General features: G+C 65.8%; 17 protein-coding genes. 15 read left to right on the top strand and 2 right to left on the bottom strand.

Translation table 11 applies throughout. The features are described from left to right. Nucleotides 1-89 precede the first annotated feature (89 nt). The 8 genes from EN851_RS30715 to EN851_RS30680 all read left to right on the top strand — a co-directional run bounded on the left by EN851_RS30715 (nt 90) and on the right by EN851_RS30680 (nt 9,613). Entirely contained in the window at nt 90-1,982 is a 1,893-nt protein-coding gene (locus EN851_RS30715) for a type I secretion system permease/ATPase (protein WP_135866043.1), read from the top strand. A 12-nt stretch (nt 1,983-1,994) separates the two neighbouring features. Continuing rightward, entirely contained in the window at nt 1,995-3,290 is a 1,296-nt protein-coding gene (locus tag EN851_RS30710; protein WP_245520842.1) for an HlyD family type I secretion periplasmic adaptor subunit, read from the top strand. A gap of 165 nt (nt 3,291-3,455) precedes the next feature. Beyond that, nucleotides 3,456-4,142 carry an aspartyl/asparaginyl beta-hydroxylase domain-containing protein gene (locus EN851_RS30705; RefSeq protein ID WP_135930683.1) on the top strand — a complete coding sequence of 229 codons (687 nt, stop codon included), beginning with the start codon at nt 3,456-3,458 and terminating at the stop codon, nt 4,140-4,142. 179 nt (nt 4,143-4,321) lie between these two features. After that, entirely contained in the window at nt 4,322-5,452 is a 1,131-nt protein-coding gene (locus tag EN851_RS30700) for an ROK family transcriptional regulator (protein ID WP_127279632.1), read from the top strand. Then, on the top strand, nt 5,449-6,252 hold the full coding sequence (locus tag EN851_RS30695; RefSeq protein ID WP_127870312.1) for an ABC transporter permease: 804 nt from the start codon (nt 5,449-5,451) through the stop codon (nt 6,250-6,252). The genes EN851_RS30700 and EN851_RS30695 overlap by 4 nt, the downstream gene beginning before the upstream one ends. Nucleotides 6,253-6,263: 11 nt before the next feature. Then, nucleotides 6,264-7,022 (top strand): ABC transporter ATP-binding protein, encoded by a 759-nt coding sequence (locus EN851_RS30690; RefSeq protein ID WP_189343732.1) that lies wholly within the window; start codon nt 6,264-6,266, stop codon nt 7,020-7,022. Between the two features lie 41 nt (nt 7,023-7,063). After that, nucleotides 7,064-8,038, top strand: a complete 975-nt coding sequence (locus tag EN851_RS30685; RefSeq protein WP_245520841.1) for an aliphatic sulfonate ABC transporter substrate-binding protein — start codon at nt 7,064-7,066, stop codon at nt 8,036-8,038. A gap of 78 nt (nt 8,039-8,116) precedes the next feature. Then, complete coding sequence (locus EN851_RS30680) at nt 8,117-9,613, top strand: sulfatase (RefSeq protein WP_135882072.1); 1,497 nt, start codon at nt 8,117-8,119, stop codon at nt 9,611-9,613. A gap of 34 nt (nt 9,614-9,647) precedes the next feature. On the opposite strand, the gene EN851_RS30675 is transcribed toward EN851_RS30680, so the two are convergent. Next, nucleotides 9,648-10,190 carry a DUF6428 family protein gene (locus EN851_RS30675; protein WP_135930682.1) on the bottom strand — a complete coding sequence of 181 codons (543 nt, stop codon included), beginning with the start codon at nt 10,188-10,190 and terminating at the stop codon, nt 9,648-9,650. Between the two features lie 42 nt (nt 10,191-10,232). Here EN851_RS30675 and EN851_RS30670 point away from each other — a divergent pair, with 42 nt between their 5' ends. From EN851_RS30670 to EN851_RS30640, 7 genes are all read left to right on the top strand, one after another. Continuing rightward, a complete protein-coding gene (locus EN851_RS30670) occupies nt 10,233-10,586 on the top strand; it encodes a metalloregulator ArsR/SmtB family transcription factor (RefSeq protein ID WP_127281126.1) in 354 nt (117 codons plus the stop codon). Next, nucleotides 10,583-11,290 carry an MIP/aquaporin family protein gene (locus EN851_RS30665; protein ID WP_135930681.1) on the top strand — a complete coding sequence of 236 codons (708 nt, stop codon included), beginning with the start codon at nt 10,583-10,585 and terminating at the stop codon, nt 11,288-11,290. The genes EN851_RS30670 and EN851_RS30665 overlap by 4 nt, the downstream gene beginning before the upstream one ends. Next, entirely contained in the window at nt 11,287-11,700 is a 414-nt protein-coding gene (gene arsC / locus EN851_RS30660; RefSeq protein ID WP_135930680.1) for an arsenate reductase (glutaredoxin), read from the top strand. Before EN851_RS30665 ends, arsC begins: the two co-directional genes overlap by 4 nt. Continuing rightward, nucleotides 11,681-12,916 carry an arsenite efflux MFS transporter ArsK gene (gene arsK / locus EN851_RS30655; protein WP_245520840.1) on the top strand — a complete coding sequence of 412 codons (1,236 nt, stop codon included), beginning with the start codon at nt 11,681-11,683 and terminating at the stop codon, nt 12,914-12,916. The genes arsC and arsK overlap by 20 nt, the downstream gene beginning before the upstream one ends. Before the next feature lie 143 nt (nt 12,917-13,059). Next, nucleotides 13,060-13,941, top strand: coding sequence for a DMT family transporter (locus tag EN851_RS30650; RefSeq protein WP_135866053.1), 882 nt, complete (start codon nt 13,060-13,062; stop codon nt 13,939-13,941). Between the two features lie 98 nt (nt 13,942-14,039). Further along, complete coding sequence (locus tag EN851_RS30645; RefSeq protein ID WP_135930679.1) at nt 14,040-15,425, top strand: nodulation protein NfeD; 1,386 nt, start codon at nt 14,040-14,042, stop codon at nt 15,423-15,425. Then, nucleotides 15,422-16,177, top strand: a complete 756-nt coding sequence (locus tag EN851_RS30640) for a slipin family protein (protein WP_135930678.1) — start codon at nt 15,422-15,424, stop codon at nt 16,175-16,177. Before EN851_RS30645 ends, EN851_RS30640 begins: the two co-directional genes overlap by 4 nt. A 95-nt stretch (nt 16,178-16,272) precedes the next feature. Here EN851_RS30640 and EN851_RS30635 read toward each other — a convergent pair whose 3' ends face one another. Then, the gene (locus EN851_RS30635; protein WP_135930677.1) at nt 16,273-20,082 is read right to left on the bottom strand and encodes an autotransporter domain-containing protein; all 3,810 of its coding nucleotides are present in this window, start codon (nt 20,080-20,082) and stop codon (nt 16,273-16,275) included. Nucleotides 20,083-20,219: the final 137 nt, after the last annotated feature.

Raw genomic sequence — 20,219 nt, 5'->3', positions numbered from 1 at the left:
TGGTTTTGATAGCCTGCGCCCTTTTTCCTGCACTCGGTGGCATGTTGACGACATCGCCAGGCGTCTGGCTGTTCTGCCTGGCGTTCGCGATGTTTGGCGCTCTTCTGCTGTTTCGGGGACGCAATCCTTTTCGCGCTGAAACCGCTCCTGGCGCAGCCCCCGGCGTCGCGGCGACGGCGCGAAAGGCTGCCGGGCCCGGTGCCCGGCAGCCCAATCCTCGGCAGCAGGGATCGGAACTCTCGGCGGCAATCAAATCCTGCCGCTCGGCCTTCATCGCCATCGCACTGTTCAGCGGCGTCCTCAACGTCCTGATGTTGTCCAGTTCGATCTATATGCTCGAGGTCTACGATCGCGTGCTGCCGAGCCGCAGCGTGCCGACGCTGATCGGCCTCAGCCTGCTCGTAGCCATCCTCTACGCCGGACAAGGCGTGCTCGATTTCATCCGCGGCCGCATCCTGGTGCGCATCGGGGGAGCCCTCGACGAAGCGCTCGGCGCCCGCGTCTATTCCAGCGTCCTCAAGCTGCCGCTCAAGGTCGGGCGCAATGGCGACAGCATGCAGCCGGTGCGCGATCTCGACAGCGTGCGGACCTTCCTGTCGGGCACCGGCCCGACCGCGCTGTTCGACCTGCCGTGGCTGCCGCTCTATCTAGCCATCATCTTCATGTTCCACGTGCTCCTCGGCGTAACCGCCCTGGTCGGAGCGATCGTGCTCGTCCTGTTGACCGTCCATGCCGAGCGGCTGACGCGCAAGCCGGTCACATCAGGCACCCAGACCGGCATCATCCGCAACGGCCTGACCACGACCGGCAACCGCAACGCGGAAGTCATCGCGGCTCTCGGCATGGGCGGCAGGATGGCGAAGCGATGGGAAGAGGCCAACCGCGACTATCTCGCCGAGCAGCGCAGCGTCAGCGATATCGCCGGCGGCTTCGGCGCCGTGTCCAAGGTGCTACGCATGCTCCTGCAATCGGCCATGCTCGGCATCGGCGCCTGGCTGGTCATCGAACAGCAGGCGACCGCGGGCATCATCATCACGGCATCGATCCTGAGCGGGCGGGCGCTGGCGCCCGTCGATCTGGTCATCGCCAACTGGAAAGGTTTCCTGACCGCGCGGCAGGGCTGGCAGCGGCTGACCAAGATTCTTGCCGCATTGCCCGCCGATGCCGAGCCGATGGTCATGCCCGCGCCGAGCCGCCACGTCTTCATGCAGAACGTCAGCGTCGCCGCGCCCGGCGTGCAGCGGCTGCTGGTGCAGGACGCCAGCTTCGCACTGGAAGCGGGACACGCCGTCGGCATTATCGGTCAGAGCGGTTCGGGCAAGTCGACGCTGGTCAGGGCGCTTGTCGGAGCCTGGCCGTCGGCCGCCGGCAGGATCCGGCTCGACGGCGCCGACCTCGATCAGTGGTCGCCGGAAGACCGCGGCCATTTCATCGGTTATCTGCCGCAGGACGTCGAGTTGTTCGCCGGCTCGATCGCCGAGAACATCGCGCGTTTCGAACCCGACGCCGATCCCGCATTGGTGATCGCAGCCGCCAGGGCAGCCGGCGCGCATGATCTCATCGTCGGTTTCCGCGATGGCTACGAGACGCAGATCGGCGAACTTGGCGAGGCCGTCTCGGCCGGTCAGCGCCAGCGCATCGCGCTGGCCCGCGCGCTCTATCGCGATCCGTTCCTGGTGGTGCTCGACGAACCGAATTCCAACCTCGACGCCGAAGGCGAACAGGCGCTGTTTCAGGCTATTGTGTCGGTGCGGCAACGTGGCGGCATCGTCGTGCTCGTGGCACACCGGCCAAGCGCGCTCGGCACGGTCGATTTCATCCTCGCCATGAGCCAGGGCCGCGTCCAGGCGTTCGGGCTCAAGGACGATGTCTTGGCCAAGCTGTTTCCGCGGCCGCAACCGGCGGTGAGCGCCGTGCCGCACCTCAGGCTCGCCACCGAGGAGCCGGCGCCGCGGCCGGGCGCGGCGGCGGCAGGCGAGTAAAGGGGAGGGATGATGCCGAGTTCCTCCCACCAGTCCATTCAACGCTACATGCGCTGGGGCCTCGTCGCGGTCGCGGTGCTGGTCGGCGGCGTCGGCGGCTGGGCCTCGCTGACCCGCATTTCGGGAGCGGTCATCGCGTCGGGGGTCCTCGTCGTGGATTCCCACGTCAAGGACGTACAGCATTCGACCGGCGGCATCGTCGGCGAGATCGCGGCGCGTGACGGCGACCGTGTCAAGCGCGGGGCGCTGCTCGTGCGCCTCGATCCCACCGTGCCGGCGGCCAACCTCGCCGTCGTCACCAAGGCCCTCGATCAGTTGTCGGCACGCGAGGCGCGCCTCGAAGCGGAGCGCCGGGGTACCGATGCCATCGCCTTCCCCAGGGATATTCTCGATCGTCGCGGTGATGCGGCGATCGCGGAGATCATCGCCGGCGAGGAACAGGTCTTCGAGACAAGGCGTGCGGATCGTTCCGGCCGGAAGGGCCAGTTGCAGGAGCGCATCCTGCAGCTGCAGAAAGAGATTGGCGGGGACACGGCCCAGGCGGAAGCCAAGTCGCAAGAAATCGCGCTTGTCGAGGAGGAACTGGCCAGCATACGCGCGCTGTGGAAGAAGCGGCTGATCTCGATCGACCGCCTGACCGCCATGGAGCGCGAGTCGGCGCGGCTCGATGGCGAGCGCGGCCAGTTGACGGCGGCCCTGGCGCAAGCCCAGGGCAAGATCGCCGAGATCAATTTGCAGATCCTCCAGATCGACCTCGAACTCAGCACCGACGTCAACAAGGATTTGCGCGAGATCGACGGCAAGGTCGGCGAACTGACGGAGCGCAAGATCGCCGCCGAGGACCAGCTCAGGCGCATCGACATCCGCGCGCCGCAGGACGGCATCGTGCAGCAATCCATCGCCCACACCGTCGGCGGCGTCATCACCCCTGGCCAGACGATCATGCAGATCGTGCCCGACAGCGACAGCCTGACGGTCGAGGCCAAGATCGCGCCGAGCGACATCGACCAGCTGTGGGTCGGCCAGCCGGCGGCGCTGCGCTTCTCGGCCTTCAACCAGCGCACCACGCCGCAGATCAACGGGACGGTCGAACGAACCTCGCCGGACACGACGACCGACCAGCGCACCGGCATCAGCTACTACACTGTCCGCATCGCGACGACGAACTCGGAGATCGCGCGCCTCGGCGAGGTCAAGCTGGTTCCGGGCATGCCGGTCGAATCCTTCATCAAGACCGCCGACCGAACCGTGATCTCCTACCTCGTCAAACCGCTGCAGGATCAGCTCAACCGCGCCTTCAGGGAATGAGCGGGACATCTGGGATCGTTCGATCCGGTTGACGAATTGCCTCGGATTGCCGGGTGGCCGGCACAGGACCTGGCCCATGGCTGTCCGGGTAGTTCACGACGCGATGACCAAAATGTGCAACCCGAACCATCGGCTGTCCGTTTATGGTGCCATCGAGGTTATGCGATGTCCCGCGTCTACGATCTTGCATGCAATGGGGTCCGGCGTGTCTATGAAAGGCGCATAGACGCGCCGGCTATCCTCGATGCCGCCACCGATTTTCCGAACGCGGCGAAATTCATCGCCGCCTGGCGCGGCATACGCGACGAAGCGCTCGCGGTGCGGCTGGGCGGGGCGCCGCGCTTCCACGACATCATGCCGGAGCAGGCCGAGATCTCGGCCAATGACGGCCTCGACTGGCGCATGTTCGTGCTCAAGGCCTACGACATCGGGGTTCCCGAAAACCTGGCGCGGATGCCGGTTCTGAGCCAGTTGCTCGCCGAGTGTCCCGAAGTCAAATCGGCGGCCATCTCGTTCCTGGCGCCGCGCAAGCACATTCCCAGCCATCGCGGACCGTTTCGCGGCATCATGCGCTTTCATCTCGGCCTGGTCATTCCGCGGCAGACCGATGGCCGCCCCGCGACCATCATGATGATCAATCATCAGGAGAAGCGGATCACGGATGGCGAAGGCATGCTGTGGGACGACACCTTCTCGCACGAAGTGATGAACAACGCCGACGAGGCGCGCATTGCGCTGTTGCTCGACGTCTGGCGTCCGGGAATGCCGCTGGACATGGAAATCCTGTCCCGGCTCATCGTGCGCGGCGTGCAGGCGGGGATGCGCCACAGGGGCGTGTCCTTCTCCGGCTGAACCCTGTCCCTTTGTTTTTAAGCAATTTCCAAGGGAAAGCGCTAGGTCCTCACTCTTCTGAATTGCTTGGTCACGTGGCGACGACCAGCCGACGCGGCGCGGTCATTCGCCCGGTGGTGGGCGTGTCCTTGACAGCCTTAATTAATTTATTAACATTAGAAAATAATAGGGAGGAGAAGATGGGCGTCCATCACGGAGCAATCCTGCGCATCCTGCGCGACGACGGCCCGCAGTCGCGTGCCGAACTGGCGCGGCGGACCGCGCTCTCGCCGACCGCGCTGACCCATCTGACGGCGCATCTGCTCAGGGAAGGGACGGTCGTCGAGCTCAACCAGGCCGCCGCCGGCGACGCACCCGTCGGCCGGCCGGCCATCGGCGTCGCGCTGGTGCCGGATGCCCTGTCGGTGGTTGGCGTGCACATCGGCGCCGGCACCATCCATGCCACGATCACCGACCTCAAGGCTTCCTCGAAAGCCATGGCCTCGCAGTATTTCGACACCGCCACCAGCGAACCGGCCGCGGTGATCGGCATGGTGGTGCGGACCGTCGAGCAACTGATCCGCAAGACAGGCGTCGAGCGGTCCCGGCTGATCGGCCTCGGGCTCGGCGTGCCTGGCCCGGTGGACACCAAGCGGCGGCGCAATTTGCAGTCGGTCAATTACGACTGGAAGGACGTGCCCTTCGCCGACGAACTCGAGACGGCCCTCGGCATACCCGCCGTGGTCGAGCACAATGTCAGCGCCATGGCGCTGGCGGAGTCGCGCTACGGCATCGGCCGCGACGCCACCGCGCTGCTTTACATCTACCTGCGCACCGGCCTCGGCGCCGGGCTGGTGATCAACGGCATGCCATTCCGCCCCGGCGGCTATGGGGCCGTCGAACTCGGCCATGTCCAGGTGGTAGAGAATGGCGAGCGCTGCGCCTGCGGCAACAGAGGCTGCCTGGAGACGTTCCTGTCCGAACGGGCGCTGGCCCGCGACGCGCATATCGAGGCGCCGCATCCCAAGCGGCTGCTGGCCGAGTTGGAGAAATATCCCGAGCCCTGGAACGCGGCACTCAGGCACCTGACGACAGCGATCGCGACCGCGACCAACCTGCTCAATCCGGACCTGATCGTTTTTGGCGGCCATCTCGCCGAAGCGCCGGAAAGCTTCATCGACCATATCCGCGAGGGCGTTCCGCCCCGCGTGCTGCCGCCGATGCGCGATGTGCTGCGCATCGAGCGGTCGAGCCTCGGCCCCGGCGCTGGCGCCATCGGCGCGTCGGCCGCGGCGCTCGACCACTTCTTCTATTCGGGGGTTTCGCGATGAGCGAGACAGCCAAGACGACACGCCCAGGCGGTACGCCGCCGGAAGGGCAAGGCATCGACTATCCCGCCCTCGCGCTCAATCTTGTCGGGCTCGTCGCCGGTGTCGCCATCTGGTGGGCGCTTACGGCGGGCGGCGCGGTCGGCCTGCCGCCGCCGCCGCAGGTGGCGGCGCGGTTCGGCGATGTCATCGCCAGCGGGCAGCTTGCCACCGATATCGCCTCCAGCCTGGCGCGGGTGCTGACCGGCTTCCTGCTCGGCGTCATCCTCGCGATCCCGGTCGGCTTCGTCATGGGCTGGTACAAGGTCGCCCGTTCGCTGATCGAGCCCTATCTGCAGTTCTTCCGCATGATCCCGCCGCTCGCCATCATTCCGCTGGCGATCGTCACCATGGGCATCGACGAGACGCCAAAAATCTTCGTCATCTTCCTGGCATCGTTCCTGGCCAGCGTCGTCGCCACCTATCAGGGCGTGATCAGCGTCGACAAGACGATGATCAACGCCGCGCGGGTGCTTGGCGCGAAAGACATGACGATCTTCCTGCGCGTCATCATCCCGGCGTCGACGCCGTTCATCCTGGTCGGGGTACGCATCGGGCTTGGATCGGCCTGGGCGACGCTGGTCGCCGCCGAACTGATCGCCGCGCAGTCCGGGCTCGGCTTCCGTATGCAGCAGGCGCAGCTTTATTACGACCTGCCGACCATCTTCGTCAGCCTGATCACCATCGGCCTGCTCGGCCTTGCCATGGATCGCATCCTCCTGGTGATCGAGCGCCGGCTCACCGTCTGGCAGGAGCGCGTGTGATGGCTTCCAGGATCGTTCCAAAGATCGTGTTCGACAAGGTCACCCGCCGTTTCGACCTGAGCGACAACAGCTTCATCGCGCTCGACCGGCTGTCGCTCGACATCGCCGACGGCGAGTTCGTCACCGTCGTCGGCCCCTCCGGCTGCGGCAAGTCGACGGCGCTCAACATCGCCGCCGGCCTGTTGCGGCCGAGCGAGGGCAGCGTGCTGGTCGACGGCAAGGCTGTCGAAGGGCCGGGGCCGGAGCGCGGCATGATCTTCCAGCAATACGCGCTCTTTCCCTGGCTGACCGTTCGCCAGAACGTCGAGTTCGGGCTGCGCATCAAGGGCGAGGAGGCTTCGCGCCGCAGGCAGATCGCCGAGCGTTTCATCGACCTCGTGGGCCTCGGCGACTTCGCCGACGCGCTGCCAAAGACGCTGTCCGGCGGCATGAAGCAGCGCTGCGCCATCGCGCGCGCCTATGCGGTGGACCCGTCCATTCTTTTGATGGACGAGCCGTTCGGCGCGCTCGACGCGCTGACCCGCGTGCAGTTGCAGGACCAGTTGCTCGACACCTGGAGCCGGGAGCGGCGCACGGTGATGTTCATCACCCATGATGTCGACGAGGCCGTCTACCTTGCCAACCGCGTCATCGTCATGGCGGCGCGGCCGGGCAGGCTGAAGGAGATCATCGATGTCCCGCTGCCTTATCCCAGAACCGAGGAAATCCGGCTTTCGGCCGAGTTCATGACCATCCGCAACCGCGTCTGGCAAGCGGTGTACCACCAGTAGCGGCGGAAGCCGTTTAGCACCAGTAACAGGAGGAGAGTAGCGTGACACTGACAAGACGGAATTTCATGGCATCCTCGGCGGCGCTGGCCGCGTTCGCCGCCTCTGGCATCAAGGCCAGGGCAGCGGGGACGCCGGCGCGCATCGGCTACAATGGCGACTTCTGGGGCGCGAGCATCTCCGGCGTGGCCGCCGATCAAGGCTTCTATGCCAAGCATGGCGTCGACGCCGACATCAAGGTCTTCACCAACGGGCCGATCCAGGTGCAGGCGCTGGGCGCCAACAGCCTCGAGTTCGGCTATCTCGGGCCAGGCGCGCTGTGGCTGCCGGCGACCGGCAAGGCCAAGATCATCGCCGTCAACGATGTCGGCTTTTCCGACCGGGTGATCGCGCAAGCCGGCATCAAGTCGATCGCCGAGCTCAAGGGCAGGAAGGTGGCGATCGCGGCCGGCACGTCAGGCGACATGCTGCTGCGGCTGGCGCTGCGCAAGGCCAACATGGCGATGACCGACCTCGACATCGTGCAGATGGACCCGAGCACCATCGTGGCGGCCTTCGCCTCCAAGCAGGTCGACGCGGCCGGCATCTGGTACCCGTTCGTCGGCATCATCAAGACGCGGGTTCCCGACCTGGTGGAACTGGCCAAGAACGACGATTTCTACCCGCAGACCACGTTCCCGAGCGTCTTCATCGCCCGCAACGATCTGGTCGAGGGCAATCCCGATCTCGTCAAGAATGTGGTCCGTGCCATCAAGGACGCGCAGGATTTCCGCGCCGCCAACCAGGACAAGGCGATCGAGATCACCTCGAAACTGTTGGGCATTCCGGCCGAACAATTGAAGACCGAGGCCGGCTACGGGCGTTTCATGACCTCGGCCGAGCTCACCAAGCTCACCAAGGACGGCAGCGTGAACGGCTGGTTCGCGACGATGAACGACCTGTTCAAGACCTTCGGCAAGCTCGAGACCTCGCTCGACCCGAAGGACTACTATCTCGGCGATCAATATATTTCGGCCTGATGCCGGCTCTTGAACACCGCGAGCCCCGGTAATCAGCCGGGGCCTGCCTTTGACATCCATAGAAGCGGCGAGTCCTTCATGAACGTTCTCTACATCGACATCGACAGCCTGAGGCGCGACCATCTCGGTTGCTACGGCTATCATCGCAACACCTCTCCAGTCATCGACAGCCTCGCCCGCGACGGCATCCGCTTCGAGAACGTCTATGTCTCCGACGTGCCCTGTCATCCGTCGCGCACGGCGCTGTGGAGCGGCCGCCACGGCATGCGCACCGGCGTGGTCGGCCATGGCGGCACCGCCTGCGAGCCGTTCCGCGAGGGCGCCGGGCGGGCCTGGGCCGGCACCTTCTACGAGGAGGGCTGGATGCGGGCGCTGCGCGATCTCGGCTACCACACGACGACGATCAGCAGTTTTGGCGAGCGGCATGGCTGCTGGCACTGGTATGCCGGCTTCAACGAGATCATCAATCCGGGCAAGGCCGGCATGGAGAATGCCGACGAGGTGTCGGGCCTGGCGCTCGACTGGCTGAAGCGCAATGGCTCGGCAAAAAAATGGTTCCTGCATGTCAATGTCTGGGATCCGCACACGCCCTATCGTGCGCCGGACTCCTTCGGCGATCCGTTCGCCGACCAGCCTTTGCCGGAGTGGATGACGAAGGACGTGTTCGAGAAGAGCCATGCCGGCTACGGTCCGCACAGCCCGCAGGAACCCTCAGGCTTCGACGTAACACCGGGCGGATCGAAATACCGGCGCATGCCGTCGCCGATCGACAGCATGGGCAAGGTCAAGGCGTGGTTCGACGGCTATGACACCGGCGTGCTCTATGCCGATCACCATGTCGGTCTCATCATCGAGGAGCTGAAGCGGCAGAACCTGTTCGACGACACGATCATCGTCATCGGCGCCGACCATGGCGAGAATCTCGGCGAGCTCAATGTCTGGGGCGACCACCAGACGGCGGACGAGTTCACCTGCAACGTGCCGCTGGTCATCCGCTGGCCCGGCGCTAAGGACATGCGCGGCGTCAATGCCGGCCTGCACTATCATTTCGATTGGGCCGCGACACTGATCGACCGGCTTGGCGGCAGCGTGCCCGCGCTGTGGGACGGGCAATCCTTCGCGACCGCGCTTGCCGCCGGCGAGGAGGGTGGCCGCGATTTCCTGGTGCTGAGCCAGGGCGCGTGGGCCGTGCAGCGCGGCGTGCGCTTCCGGCTCGACGGCGCCGACTGGCTGATGCTGCGCACCTATCATGACGGCTACAAGGACTTTGGGCCCGTCAGCCTGTTCAACCTCAGCGAGGATCCGCACGAGCAGCATGACCTTTCCAGCAGCCGGGGCGACGTGGTCGATCACGCCAGCCGCCTGCTCGAGGACTGGCGCACCACGATGGCCAGGAGAAGCGACAGCGATGTCGATCCGCTGGTGACGGTGATCAGGGAGGGCGGGCCATTCCATTGCCTTGGCGAGTTGCCGGGCTATCTCGAAAGGCTGCGCCGGACCGGCCGCGCGGCGGCCGCGTCCGAACTGGAGCAGCGACACCCGGCACCGCCGCCACGCCGCCAGTCCCTGAACTGAGGGACGAAGCCTTCCTCGCTTGGTTGTGGGCGACTTATCGGCAGCAAGGCTGCGCCGAAGCGGAAGGCCCGCAACAGGCCTTGGCTTTTCTCTCTTCCTCGAGCCAACGGTCGCGCGGCTTGCAGCTTGCCGGCCGGGGCGAAAGGTCGACATGCACCGCGCCGCCGACGAGCCGGGGAAGGGCGGCCCGATACAGGGCGATCGGGCGCACGCCGTCGCTGACCTCGAAGGTCAGCCGGGCGGAAGGGTCGAGATCGACATGCTCCGTCACCTTGCGGATGATCGCCGAGAATTTTCCGGCCGGCATATGCGTGCGTTCCTCGTCGACGTCCCAGAGCTGGACGAAGATCTCGGCCCAGGATTCGGGATTGGCGCCGCAGTCCAGCGCGGCGAATGTGCCGGCCTTTACCTCGGTGACGTGGTAGCCGGGCTTCACCGGCCGGCCATCATGGAAAAACACCAGCTGCCTGTCCTTGTGGCCGGCGAGAAACGCCAGCAGGCCAGCGATGGTGATGTCCTCGGGATCACCGGCGATGGCGGGGGTGGATTCAAATTCCCGATTGTCAGAGGCGAGCATGTGCGGTAATCCTCGTTTCAACATTTCTAGGATTGTTGAAATATGGATGAACGTCAAGCCCTGTCCGCATTCGCAGCCCTTTCGCAAGAAACACGACTGCGCATTCTGCGGCATCTGGTGATCGCGGGTCCGGATGGTATTGCCGCAGGCGCCATCGCCGAGAAGGTCGAGGTCTCGGCCTCGAATGTGAGCTTCCACCTGAAGGAGCTCGAACGGGCAGGGCTGGTAAGCGTGCGCCGTGATTCCCGCTCCATGGTCTATAGCGCCGAGTATGAAGCGCTGAGCGGGCTGATCCGCTTCCTGATGGAGGATTGCTGCTCCGGAAGGCCGGAAATCTGCGCGCCGGCACTGGCGCCGGGCTGCTGTGCGGCCGATGCGCAAGAGGCGGCCCAATGACAGTCGAGCGCCAGTTCGACCTGCCGCGCCGTCTGGTCGCGGAAAGCCTTGGCACGGCGCTGCTGGTGGCTACGGTTGTCGGTTCAGGGATCATGGCGCGGTCGCTGACGGCCGACGGCGCACTGGCGCTTCTCTGCAACACGCTGCCAACCGGTGCGAGCCTCGTCGTGCTGATCACAATCCTCGGCCCAATATCCGGTGCCCATTTCAATCCGGCCGTGTCGCTCGCCCTGACGTTTTCGCGCCGGCTGTCGGCCGGCGACTGCGCCTGGTATATGCTGGCCCAGCTTACCGGCGGCATTGTCGGCACGGTGATCGCGCATCTGATGTTCGGCCTGGCGCCGCTGGCGCTGTCGACGCATGGCCGCACCGGCGCCGCGCAATGGCTTTCGGAGGGCGTCGCGACCTTCGGCCTGCTCGCCGTCATCCTGGCCGGCTTGCGCTTCGAACGCGCGGCCGTGCCCTGGCTGGTGGGCCTCTATATCACGGCTGCTTACTGGTTCACCGCATCGACGTCCTTTGCCAATCCCGCGGTGGTGGTGGCGAGGGCGCTCACGGAGACGTATTCGGGAATCAGCCCGGCAAGTCTTCCCGGCTTCATCGCCGCCGAGTTCGCCGGCGCCGGCTTCGCGCTGGCGTTGATGACGTGGCTGCTGCAGCCGCAATCCGAAATCCAACCTCTTGCCGTCGAGGCCGCGCCATGACCGTCACCGTCTACCACAATCCCGACTGCGGCACCTCGCGCAACACGCTTGCCATGATCAGGGCGAGCGGCGAGGAGCCGGTGGTCATCGAATATCTGAAACATCCACCCAGCCGGGACCGCCTGGGCCAGCTTATCGCCGCCATGGGAATTCCGGTGCGCGCTGTGCTGCGCGAAAAGGGCACGCCCTATGCCGAGCTTGCCCTGGCTGATCCCAAATGGAGCGACGAGCAGCTGCTCGATGCCATGCTGAGGCATCCGATCCTGATCAACCGGCCGATCGTCGAGACGCCAAAGGGGACGCGGCTGTGCCGGCCGTCCGAGCTTGTGCTCGACCTGCTTGACCATCCGGTGACCCACTTCACCAAGGAAGATGGCGAGGTGGTGACCGGTGACCGTGGCATCAAGTAATCGGGGCCTTTCCGAGCTCGATGCCTCGGAACGCGCGCCGATAGCCGCGATTGCCGCCCTCGGGGTCACCCAGATCATCGGCTACGGCACGCTCTATTACAGCTTCAGCATCCTCGCCGCCGACATGGCCAGGGATTTGGGATGGCCCACCGAATGGATTTTCGGCGCGCTTTCGGCCGCCTTGCTGATTGGCGGCCTGACGGCGCCCTGGCTGGGGCGCTGGATCGACCGCTTCGGCGCCGGAAAAATCATGACCGCCGGCTCGGTGCTGGCAGCGGCGGCACTCGCCGGCTGCGCCAGTGCTCCCACCGCCGTGGCCTTCGTGGCGGCGCTGATCGTCCTCGAAGTGGCATCGAACCTGGTGCAGTACGGCGCCGCCTTCGCGCTGCTGGTGCAGATCAGGCCGCATGCCGCGCAACGCAGCATTACCTACCTCACCCTCATTGCCGGCTTCGCATCGACCGTGTTCTGGCCGATCACGTCGGCCCTGCACGCGCATATGCCGTGGCAGAGCGTCTATCTTGTCTTCGCGGGGCTGAACCTGCTTGTCTGCCTGCCGCTGCACGCCTGGCTCTCGCATGGGCTGGCCAAGGGCAGGCGGTCTGCAAGCGTGCCGCCACGGCATATCAAGGGATCGCTGCCCGCCACGTCGCGGCCGCTCGGCCTTGCGCTGATGGTCATCGCCTTCTCGCTGCAGAACCTGATCGCCGCCGCCGTGCTGGTGCACATGGTGCCGCTGCTTTCCGGGCTTGGCCTCGGCGCGACCGCCGCCATCGTGGGAACGCTGTTCGGGCCGTCACAAGTCTTGAGCCGTTTCATCAACATGGTCTTCGGCGGCAAGCTGTCGCCATTGATGCTCGCCATCATCTCGGCCAGCCTGATGACAACCGGTGTGGTCGCGCTGGATAGCACCGCGCCTTCCATCGCCGGCGCAATGGCGTTCGCCGTCATCTTCGGCATGGGCAACGGGCTTTTCAGCATCGTCACCGGCTCGCTGCCGCTCACATTGTTCGGCAGCGATGGCTACGGCCGGCTGCAAGGCCGGGTGATGTCGGCCCGGCTGATCGTCTCGGCCGTCGCGCCTTTTGCCTTGTCGGTCGCCATCGTGCATATCGGCATCGCCTGGTCGCTCGGGGCGATGGCGCTTCTGGGCGGTGCCGCGCTGCTCGTCCTGGCGGCGATCCCGAGACTGACCAAGGCGCGCGGCCGGGTGTGATGTCCGACGCGTTGCGCGCTGGCTCATTCCGTCTGGCCGTGCCCTCATCGAGGCATCCGCGCTGCCTCACGACAGGCGGGCCGGTTCGCTCTATCTCCCATGCGGCCGGCCTTCGCGCCTGCCGGCATGGAGGATGAACCAAAGTGACATCGATGCCGGTTGCCAGCCGCGAGGCAGCACCCTTGCCGGTCGCGGCGCTGATGGGTGCCATGGTGTCGATCCAGATCGGCGCCACCTTCGCCAAGACGCTTTTCCCGGTGATCGGCGCGCAAGGCACGACGACGCTCAGGCTCGTCATCGGCGCCCTGATGCTGATCGCGGTGCTGCGGCCCTGGCAGATGCGGCCCTCGCGCGCCACGCTGCCGTGGCTCGTCGCCTATGGCGTGACGCTCTGCGCACTCAACCTTCTGTTCTACGCAGCGCTCGCCAGGATCCCGCTCGGCGTCGCGGTGGCGCTGGAGTTTTCCGGTCCGCTGCTGGTGGCGACGCTGACCTCGCGGCGTGCCAGCGACTTTGGCTGGATCGCGCTGGCGGTCGCCGGCATCGTGCTTTTGTCGCCCTTCATCCACTCGCTGCAGCCGCTTGACCCGGTGGGCGTGATGCTGGCGCTGGCCGCCGGCGGTTTCTGGGCGCTGTATATCGTGCTGGCGCAGAAGGCGGGCGCGGAGCTCGGCACCCGCACCACCGCCTATGGCATGGCCATCGCCGCCGTGCTGGTGCTGCCCTTCGGCATAGCCGAGGCGGGAAGCGGCCTGCTCGCGCCGTCGATCCTGGTCAGCGCGCTGCTCGTCGGCCTGTTCTCCAGCGCGCTGCCGTTCTTCCTCGAGATGGTGGCGCTGACCCGCATGCCGGCCCGCATCTACGGCACGCTGACCTGCCTGGAGCCGGGGCTCGGCGCGCTCGCCGGGTTTCTGTTCCTGCGGGAAAGCCTGACCATGCCGCAACTTGCCGGCATCGCCGCCGTGATCGTGGCCGCCGCCGGCACGGCGCTGACCTCGAAGCCGCCGGTGCCTTCACCGGAGTAAGGGAAGGCCGTCTCTTCGGCCGTCGCCGATCTGCGACGTCGGCTCCTTCATGGACTTCGCAAAAATACAACCCATATTGAGTCCATGGAGCTTTGAGCGTGACCTTCGCGCGGGTGGCCCTTCTTGCCGCGGCCTTCGTCGTCGCGGCTGTTCTTTGTCCCTTCTCCTCAGCCGGGAGCGAAAGGGTTGCGCTAAGCGTCGCCATTGACGGCGCCATCGGGCCGGCAAGCAGCAGGCAGCTCAAGGAAGCGCTCGATGCCGCGGCCAGGCGGGATGCCGCAGTCCTCATCCTGCAGCTCGACACGCCGGGCGGGCTGGTCACCTCGATGCGCGAGATGATCGCCGATATCCTGGCGTCGCCGGTGCCTGTCATCGGCTATGTCGCGCCGGCCGGCGGCCATGCGGCGAGCGCCGGCACCTATATCCTCTACGCCACCCATGTCGCTGCCATGGCGCCCGGCACCAATCTGGGCGCGGCGACGCCGGTGGAGATTGGCGGGCTGCCGTCGCTTCCGGGCGGCGACAAGAGCGACCAGAAGGGCGAGGGCGACCAGAAGGACGCCAACGGCCGGCCGGCCGGCGACGCGATGATGGCCAAGGTGACCAATGACGCGGTCGCCCTGATCCGCTCGCTGGCGGAACTGCGCGGCCGCAACGGCGACTGGGGCGAGAAGGCCGTGCGCGAGGCGGCGAGCCTGTCGGCCAATGCGGCATTGCAGGAACATGTGATCGATTTCGTCGCCCGCGACACCACCGAGCTCTTGCTGCTGGCCGATGGGCGCACCGTCGATGTGGCCGGCAAGAAAGTGGTGCTGGCGACGAAGGGACTGCCGGTCGAGACGCTGGAGCCGGGCTGGTTCATCCAGCTGCTTTCCGTCATCACCGATCCGAACACCGCCGTCATCCTGATGCTGGTCGGCGTCTACGGCATCGTCTTCGAGTTCACCAGCCCGGGGGCCGTGGCGCCCGGCGTCGTCGGCACCATCTGCCTCGTGCTCGGCCTCTATGCGCTCGATCTCCTGCCGATCAACTATACCGGCCTTGCCCTGATGCTGCTCGGCGTCGTTTTCCTCATCATCGAGGCCTTCAATCCCACCGTCGTGCTCGGGCTCGGCGGCGTGGCCGCCTTTCTGTTCGGTGCCGCCATGCTGCTGCGGGTCGAGGGGCCGGGCTTTGCCTTGTCATGGGCGATCATCGGTCCCGCCGCCGCGCTGACCCTTGGATTGGCGCTGCTGAGCGGCACCTATCTCTGGGCGGCGCGCCGAAACCCGCCGCGCGTCGGCGGCGAAGCGATGCGCGGCCAGCCGGCCGAGATCCTCGACTGGCAGGGCGGCGAGGGCCATGTGCTGGCCTTGGGCGAGCGCTGGCGGGCGAAGGCCGATGAACCCGTCGCGGCCGGCGACAGCGTCGAGGTGACCGACATCAGCGACCTCGTGCTGACCGTGCGGCGGCGCGACGCGGGAAGGAATGGAGCAAGGCAATGAACATCGGCTATGTGGCCTACCTGCTGCTTGCGGTTCTTATGGTCATCTTCCTGTCCGCGGCGATCCGCATCCTGCGGGAATATCAGCGCGGCGTGGTCTTCACGCTCGGCCGCTTCACCGGGGTCAAGGGGCCGGGCCTCATCATCCTCGTTCCCTTCGTCCAGCAGATGGTGAAGGTCGACCTGCGCGTGGTGGTGCAGGACGTGCCGCCGCAGGACGTGATTTCGCGCGACAACGTCTCGGTGAAGGTCAACGCCGTGCTTTATTTCCGCATCGTCGACGCTGAACGGGCGGTCATCCAGGTCGAGGACTACATGGCAGCCACCAACCAGCTGGCGCAGACCACGCTGCGATCGGTGCTCGGCAAACACGAGCTCGACGAGATGCTGGCCGAGCGCGACAGGCTCAACAGCGACATCCAGGAAATTCTCGATCAGCGCACCGATGCGTGGGGCATCAAGGTGTCCAATGTCGAGATCAAGCATGTCGACCTCAACGAGAACATGGTCCGCGCCATCGCCAAGCAGGCCGAGGCCGAGCGGCTGCGGCGCGCCAAGGTGATCAATGCCGAAGGCGAGCAGCAGGCGGCGGCGAAACTGGTCGAGGCGGGCCGCATGCTGGCGGCCGAGCCGCAGGCCATGCAGCTGCGCTATTTCGAGGCCTTGCACGATATCGCCGGCGAGCGCTCGTCCACCGTCGTGTTCCCGCTGCCGGTGGATTTGCTCAGCCAGTTCCTGAAGCAGGGGAAATAGAGGAGAGCCAGAATCGGAACTGCCAATCTCGGTCTCGTGCGGGAGATTCCCCGTCTTCGCCCTTGCTGCCGCCAAATTGTCTGACCTCCTCGTTGTCAGAACCTGACGCTGAGATCTGCCTTGGCGCCGTTGTCGGTGTTGTGGCCACCGAACTGGCCGACATAGGACAGGCCGAGCGTGGCATTGGTCGACATTTGCAAATCGAAGCCGGCCTCGATCACCGCGCTGTCGCTGGCGACAGGCACGCCGGCGATGGCAAAAGCATCGCCGCCGGCGAAGGCGAAGGTCGAGGTCGGCGTGACGTCGCCAAAGGCGTGGCGCCATCCGAGCGTGCCGCGCGCGGTCGCGCTGATGCCGCCGAGCGCGACGTCGGTCGAGGCGCGCAGCCCGAGCGTGGTGAAGGTGGCATTGGTGGTTGAGCTGGCGCTGGTCAGCGCGGCGGCGCCACCTTGCTCGGTGAAGCCGTCAGCATGCACACTGACATAAGCGAGACTGGCGAAGGGCTCGAACTTGAAGCGGCCGACACCAGCCTTGTAAGCGAGTTCGCCGAACACCTGCGCCGTGCCGGCGTCATAGTCAGCCGACAATTGGTCGGCGAAGCCGTTGAAGGCCACCGAGCGTTTTGTCGAGATGCTGTTCCAGCTGTAGGCGGCGCCGGTGCGGAAGGCTATGGCGCCCCAATTGGTGCCGCCGTAGAGTCCGAGATGATAGTTGTCGCTGGCGCCGCTGGAATGGCGGTCGTCGGCGTCGAAGGACGAATGGCTGTAGCCGCCGATGATGCCGACGCGCCAGTCGCCGATCGGGCTGTCGGCGCCGACCAGGAGGCCGCCGGTCGAGCGATCGAAGTTGGCTGCATTGCCGTCGCTGCCGGTTTGACCCCAGGAGCCGAAGGCCTGGCCCCAGACGGCGAAGCGGTCGGTGTCGGCGGCCACCATCCCGGGCCCGCCCTCGCCATAGGCCATGACCGGCAATGCGGCTGCGCCGGCATCGCCGAAGGCTGCGCTGATTCGCTTGGTGGCGGCGTCGCGGATGAAGCGGCTGTCTTCCAGCAACATCCCCTTGGCCGAGGCGTGGATTTCGCTCGAGAGCTGGTCGAAGGCGTCCTGGGCGGCTGCCTCACTCGGCAAGGCAAAGATGGCATCAAAGAGCGGATTGCCGCTGCCAAGGCTTTCGGCGCCGCCGCCGGTTGCGATCTGGTTGGGCGTCAGGCCGACCGAGGCGAAGGACTTCGCCTGCACCACATCGAGATAGACATGCGTGGGGTCGTAATTGGCGATAAGGCCAATGAAGGGGCCGGCCCCGCTGAGCGTGTAGGTGCCGGTGACGCCCGCATCGGCTTGCAGCACGGTGTAATGCGTGCCCGGCACATAAGGCGCGGCGTCCGTCTTGACGACATCGAGGACCGTGCCGTCGGCGATCGTCGCAGTGCCCGTCGCCAGGATGAGGTCCGACTGGCCGGTCGAGGTGAGTTCGACCTGGTAGATCGAGCCCGCCGCCTGGTCGATGTCGCCCGCGACATTGAGCGTGCCGATCGAATTGCCCGGTGCGATGACGCCGCCTGATTGTGCGACGATGCCGCCAACCGTGCCGTTGCCACCTAGCATTCCGCCCGTGATCGTCACCAGCGAACTGGCCAGCGAACCGTTCACGGCCAGCCGTCCGCCGTTCACATTGGTTCCACCGGTGAAGCCGCTCGAATTGGCGGTCAGGTTCGTCGTGCCGGCAATCTGGTCGATCGAGCCCGCGCCGCCGATCGCCGATGCGAAGGTGTAGCTTGTGTCGGTGTGGTTGAAGTTGATCGCACCCGCGCCTTGTCCGAACTGAACGCTCGCCGCATTGAGCGCGCCGGCCGCCGCCGCTGGCGATCCGCTCGCTGCACCGATATTCAGCGTGCCGACGGAGCCCGCCAGAAGGGCGATGTTGACTACGCCGCCGGCCGACACCACGCCGCCATTCGCGATCGTCAGTGAGCCTGTGCCACTACCTCCAATGTTGAGATCACCGCTACTGGTCCACGTCGAGCCGGAGCCGCTGACGTCGGCGGTACCGATGGATCCGCCATTAAAGCCCAAATAGCCATCGGCATTGGCGACCGTGCCGCCGTTCGAGACGATCAATGAACCGGTTCCGCGCTGACCGACAATAAGGAGGCTGCTGCTCGTCCAGGTTGAGCCCGCGCCGCTGACCATTGCCGAACCCGTCGATCCGACATCAAAACCCAGATAACCAGCAGCGTCGGTGACCATGCCGGCGTTTGAAATCGCTAGCGTGCCGGCGCCATAACCGCCGAGAACGAGGGAAGAACTGTTTGTCCAGGTCGCGCCGACGCCATCAACAAACGCCATGCCCGTCGAGCCCACCTTCGCGCCAATAATCGCAGAGCCGTTGCTGACCGCGCCATGCGAGATCGCCAGCGTGCCGGTGCCATAATCGCCGACAAACAGATCCGCGCTGTTGGTCCAGGTCGAGCCGGCGTTGTCGACAATCACCGTGCCGGTCGAGCCCGCCTGCGAGCCAATGACGCCAGTACCGCTGCTGACCGTGCTGCCATGCGAGATCACCAGTGTGCCCGTGCCGGCACTTCCGACGAACAGGTCTGCGTTCGTCCAGGTCGAACCGGCACCGTCGACGAAAACCATGCCGGTCGAGCCTGCCGAGTTGCCGACATAGGCGGTGTCGTTGCTGATGGCGCCGCCATTGGTGATCGTCACGTTGCCGGCGCCGAGATTGCCGACATTCAGATCCGCGCTGTTGGTCCAGGTCGAGCCGGGACCATCGACGAAGACGGTACCTGTCGAGCCCGCGAAGTCGCCGACATAGCCCAAGGCGTTGCTGACCGCGCCGCCATTCGAGACCGTTAGCGAGCCCTGGCCTTGGAAGCCGATGAAGAGGTCGGAAGTGTTGGTCCAGGTCGAGTCAGCACCATTGACCGTCACCAGGCCCTTGGAGCCCACGTCATAGCCGGCATATCCCACCGAACTGGTGACCACGCCGCCATTCGTGATCGTCAGCGCGCCGAAGCCCGCGTTCCCGACCGCGAGCGCTGCGTTCGCCCAGGTCGAGCCAGCACCGTCGACAGTTGCCGTGCCAATGGAGCCCGCCAAATTGCCCAGAATGCCGCTCAGATTGCTGACCTTGCCGCCTTTCGAAATGTTCAGCGCACCAGTGCCCTGATCGCCGACGAACAGGTGGGAAGAATTCGTCCATATCGAACCCGCTCCGTCGACCGTCACCGCGCCGTTGGAGCCCGCGTGCCAACCGATGGTGCCCATGGCATTGCTGACCGCTCCGCCATTGGTGATGTCCAGCGTGCCGGTGCCAAATTCGGCGATGTAGAGATCCCCACTGTTGGTCCATGTCGAGCCCGGGCCGTCCACCGTTACGGTGCCGGTGCCCAGGCCGTAGCCGACATGACCCACGGTGTCGCTCACAGCGCCGCCGCTGGAGATCTTCAAGGTGCCAGTGCTGCCGGTGCTCAAGGCAAGGAAAAGGTCGGAGCTGTTGCTCCAGACGGAGCCCGGGCCAGTGACGCTCACGGTGCCGCTCGCGTTCGAAACGTAGCCGAGATAGCCGGCAGTGTCGGAGAGGGTGCCGCCGTTCGTAATCGTCAGCGAGCCCGTGTAACTCGCAATGGTGCCCACAAACAGATAGTGGGCGGCCGCACTCGCCGCATCGACCACGGCCGGGTGCGGAAACACCGGATCGAGAATCACGTCGTCGCTCGATGTCGGGACAGCGGCGGGGTTCCAGTTTCCGGCGGCGAACCAGTTCGTGGAGGCGGCGCCGGTCCAGACCTCGGCTGCCGATGCAGGGATCGGCTGGCCAAGGCCGACCAGCGCAGTCGAGGCCAGCGCCAGGCATTTCAACGCGTTAGCCTTGCGGCCTCCAAATGCATTCCGCGGCATTTAACCCCCTGACATGACAGTCGTTTCACCCTGAAGGCTGACATGTCATTGGAGCCCGGCCTTGTCTTGGGCAGGGCGGCACTGGAATTGGACTGGAGCGAAAAGCAGCGTCTTTTGCGCGCACTGTGGCAGTTCGG

This window comes from Mesorhizobium sp. M8A.F.Ca.ET.208.01.1.1 (assembly GCF_004791315.1).
Taxonomy (GTDB): Bacteria; Pseudomonadota; Alphaproteobacteria; order Rhizobiales; family Rhizobiaceae; genus Mesorhizobium.
The sequence above is the reverse complement of the archived record's forward strand: the minus strand, read 5'-3'. Positions and strand labels throughout refer to the sequence as shown.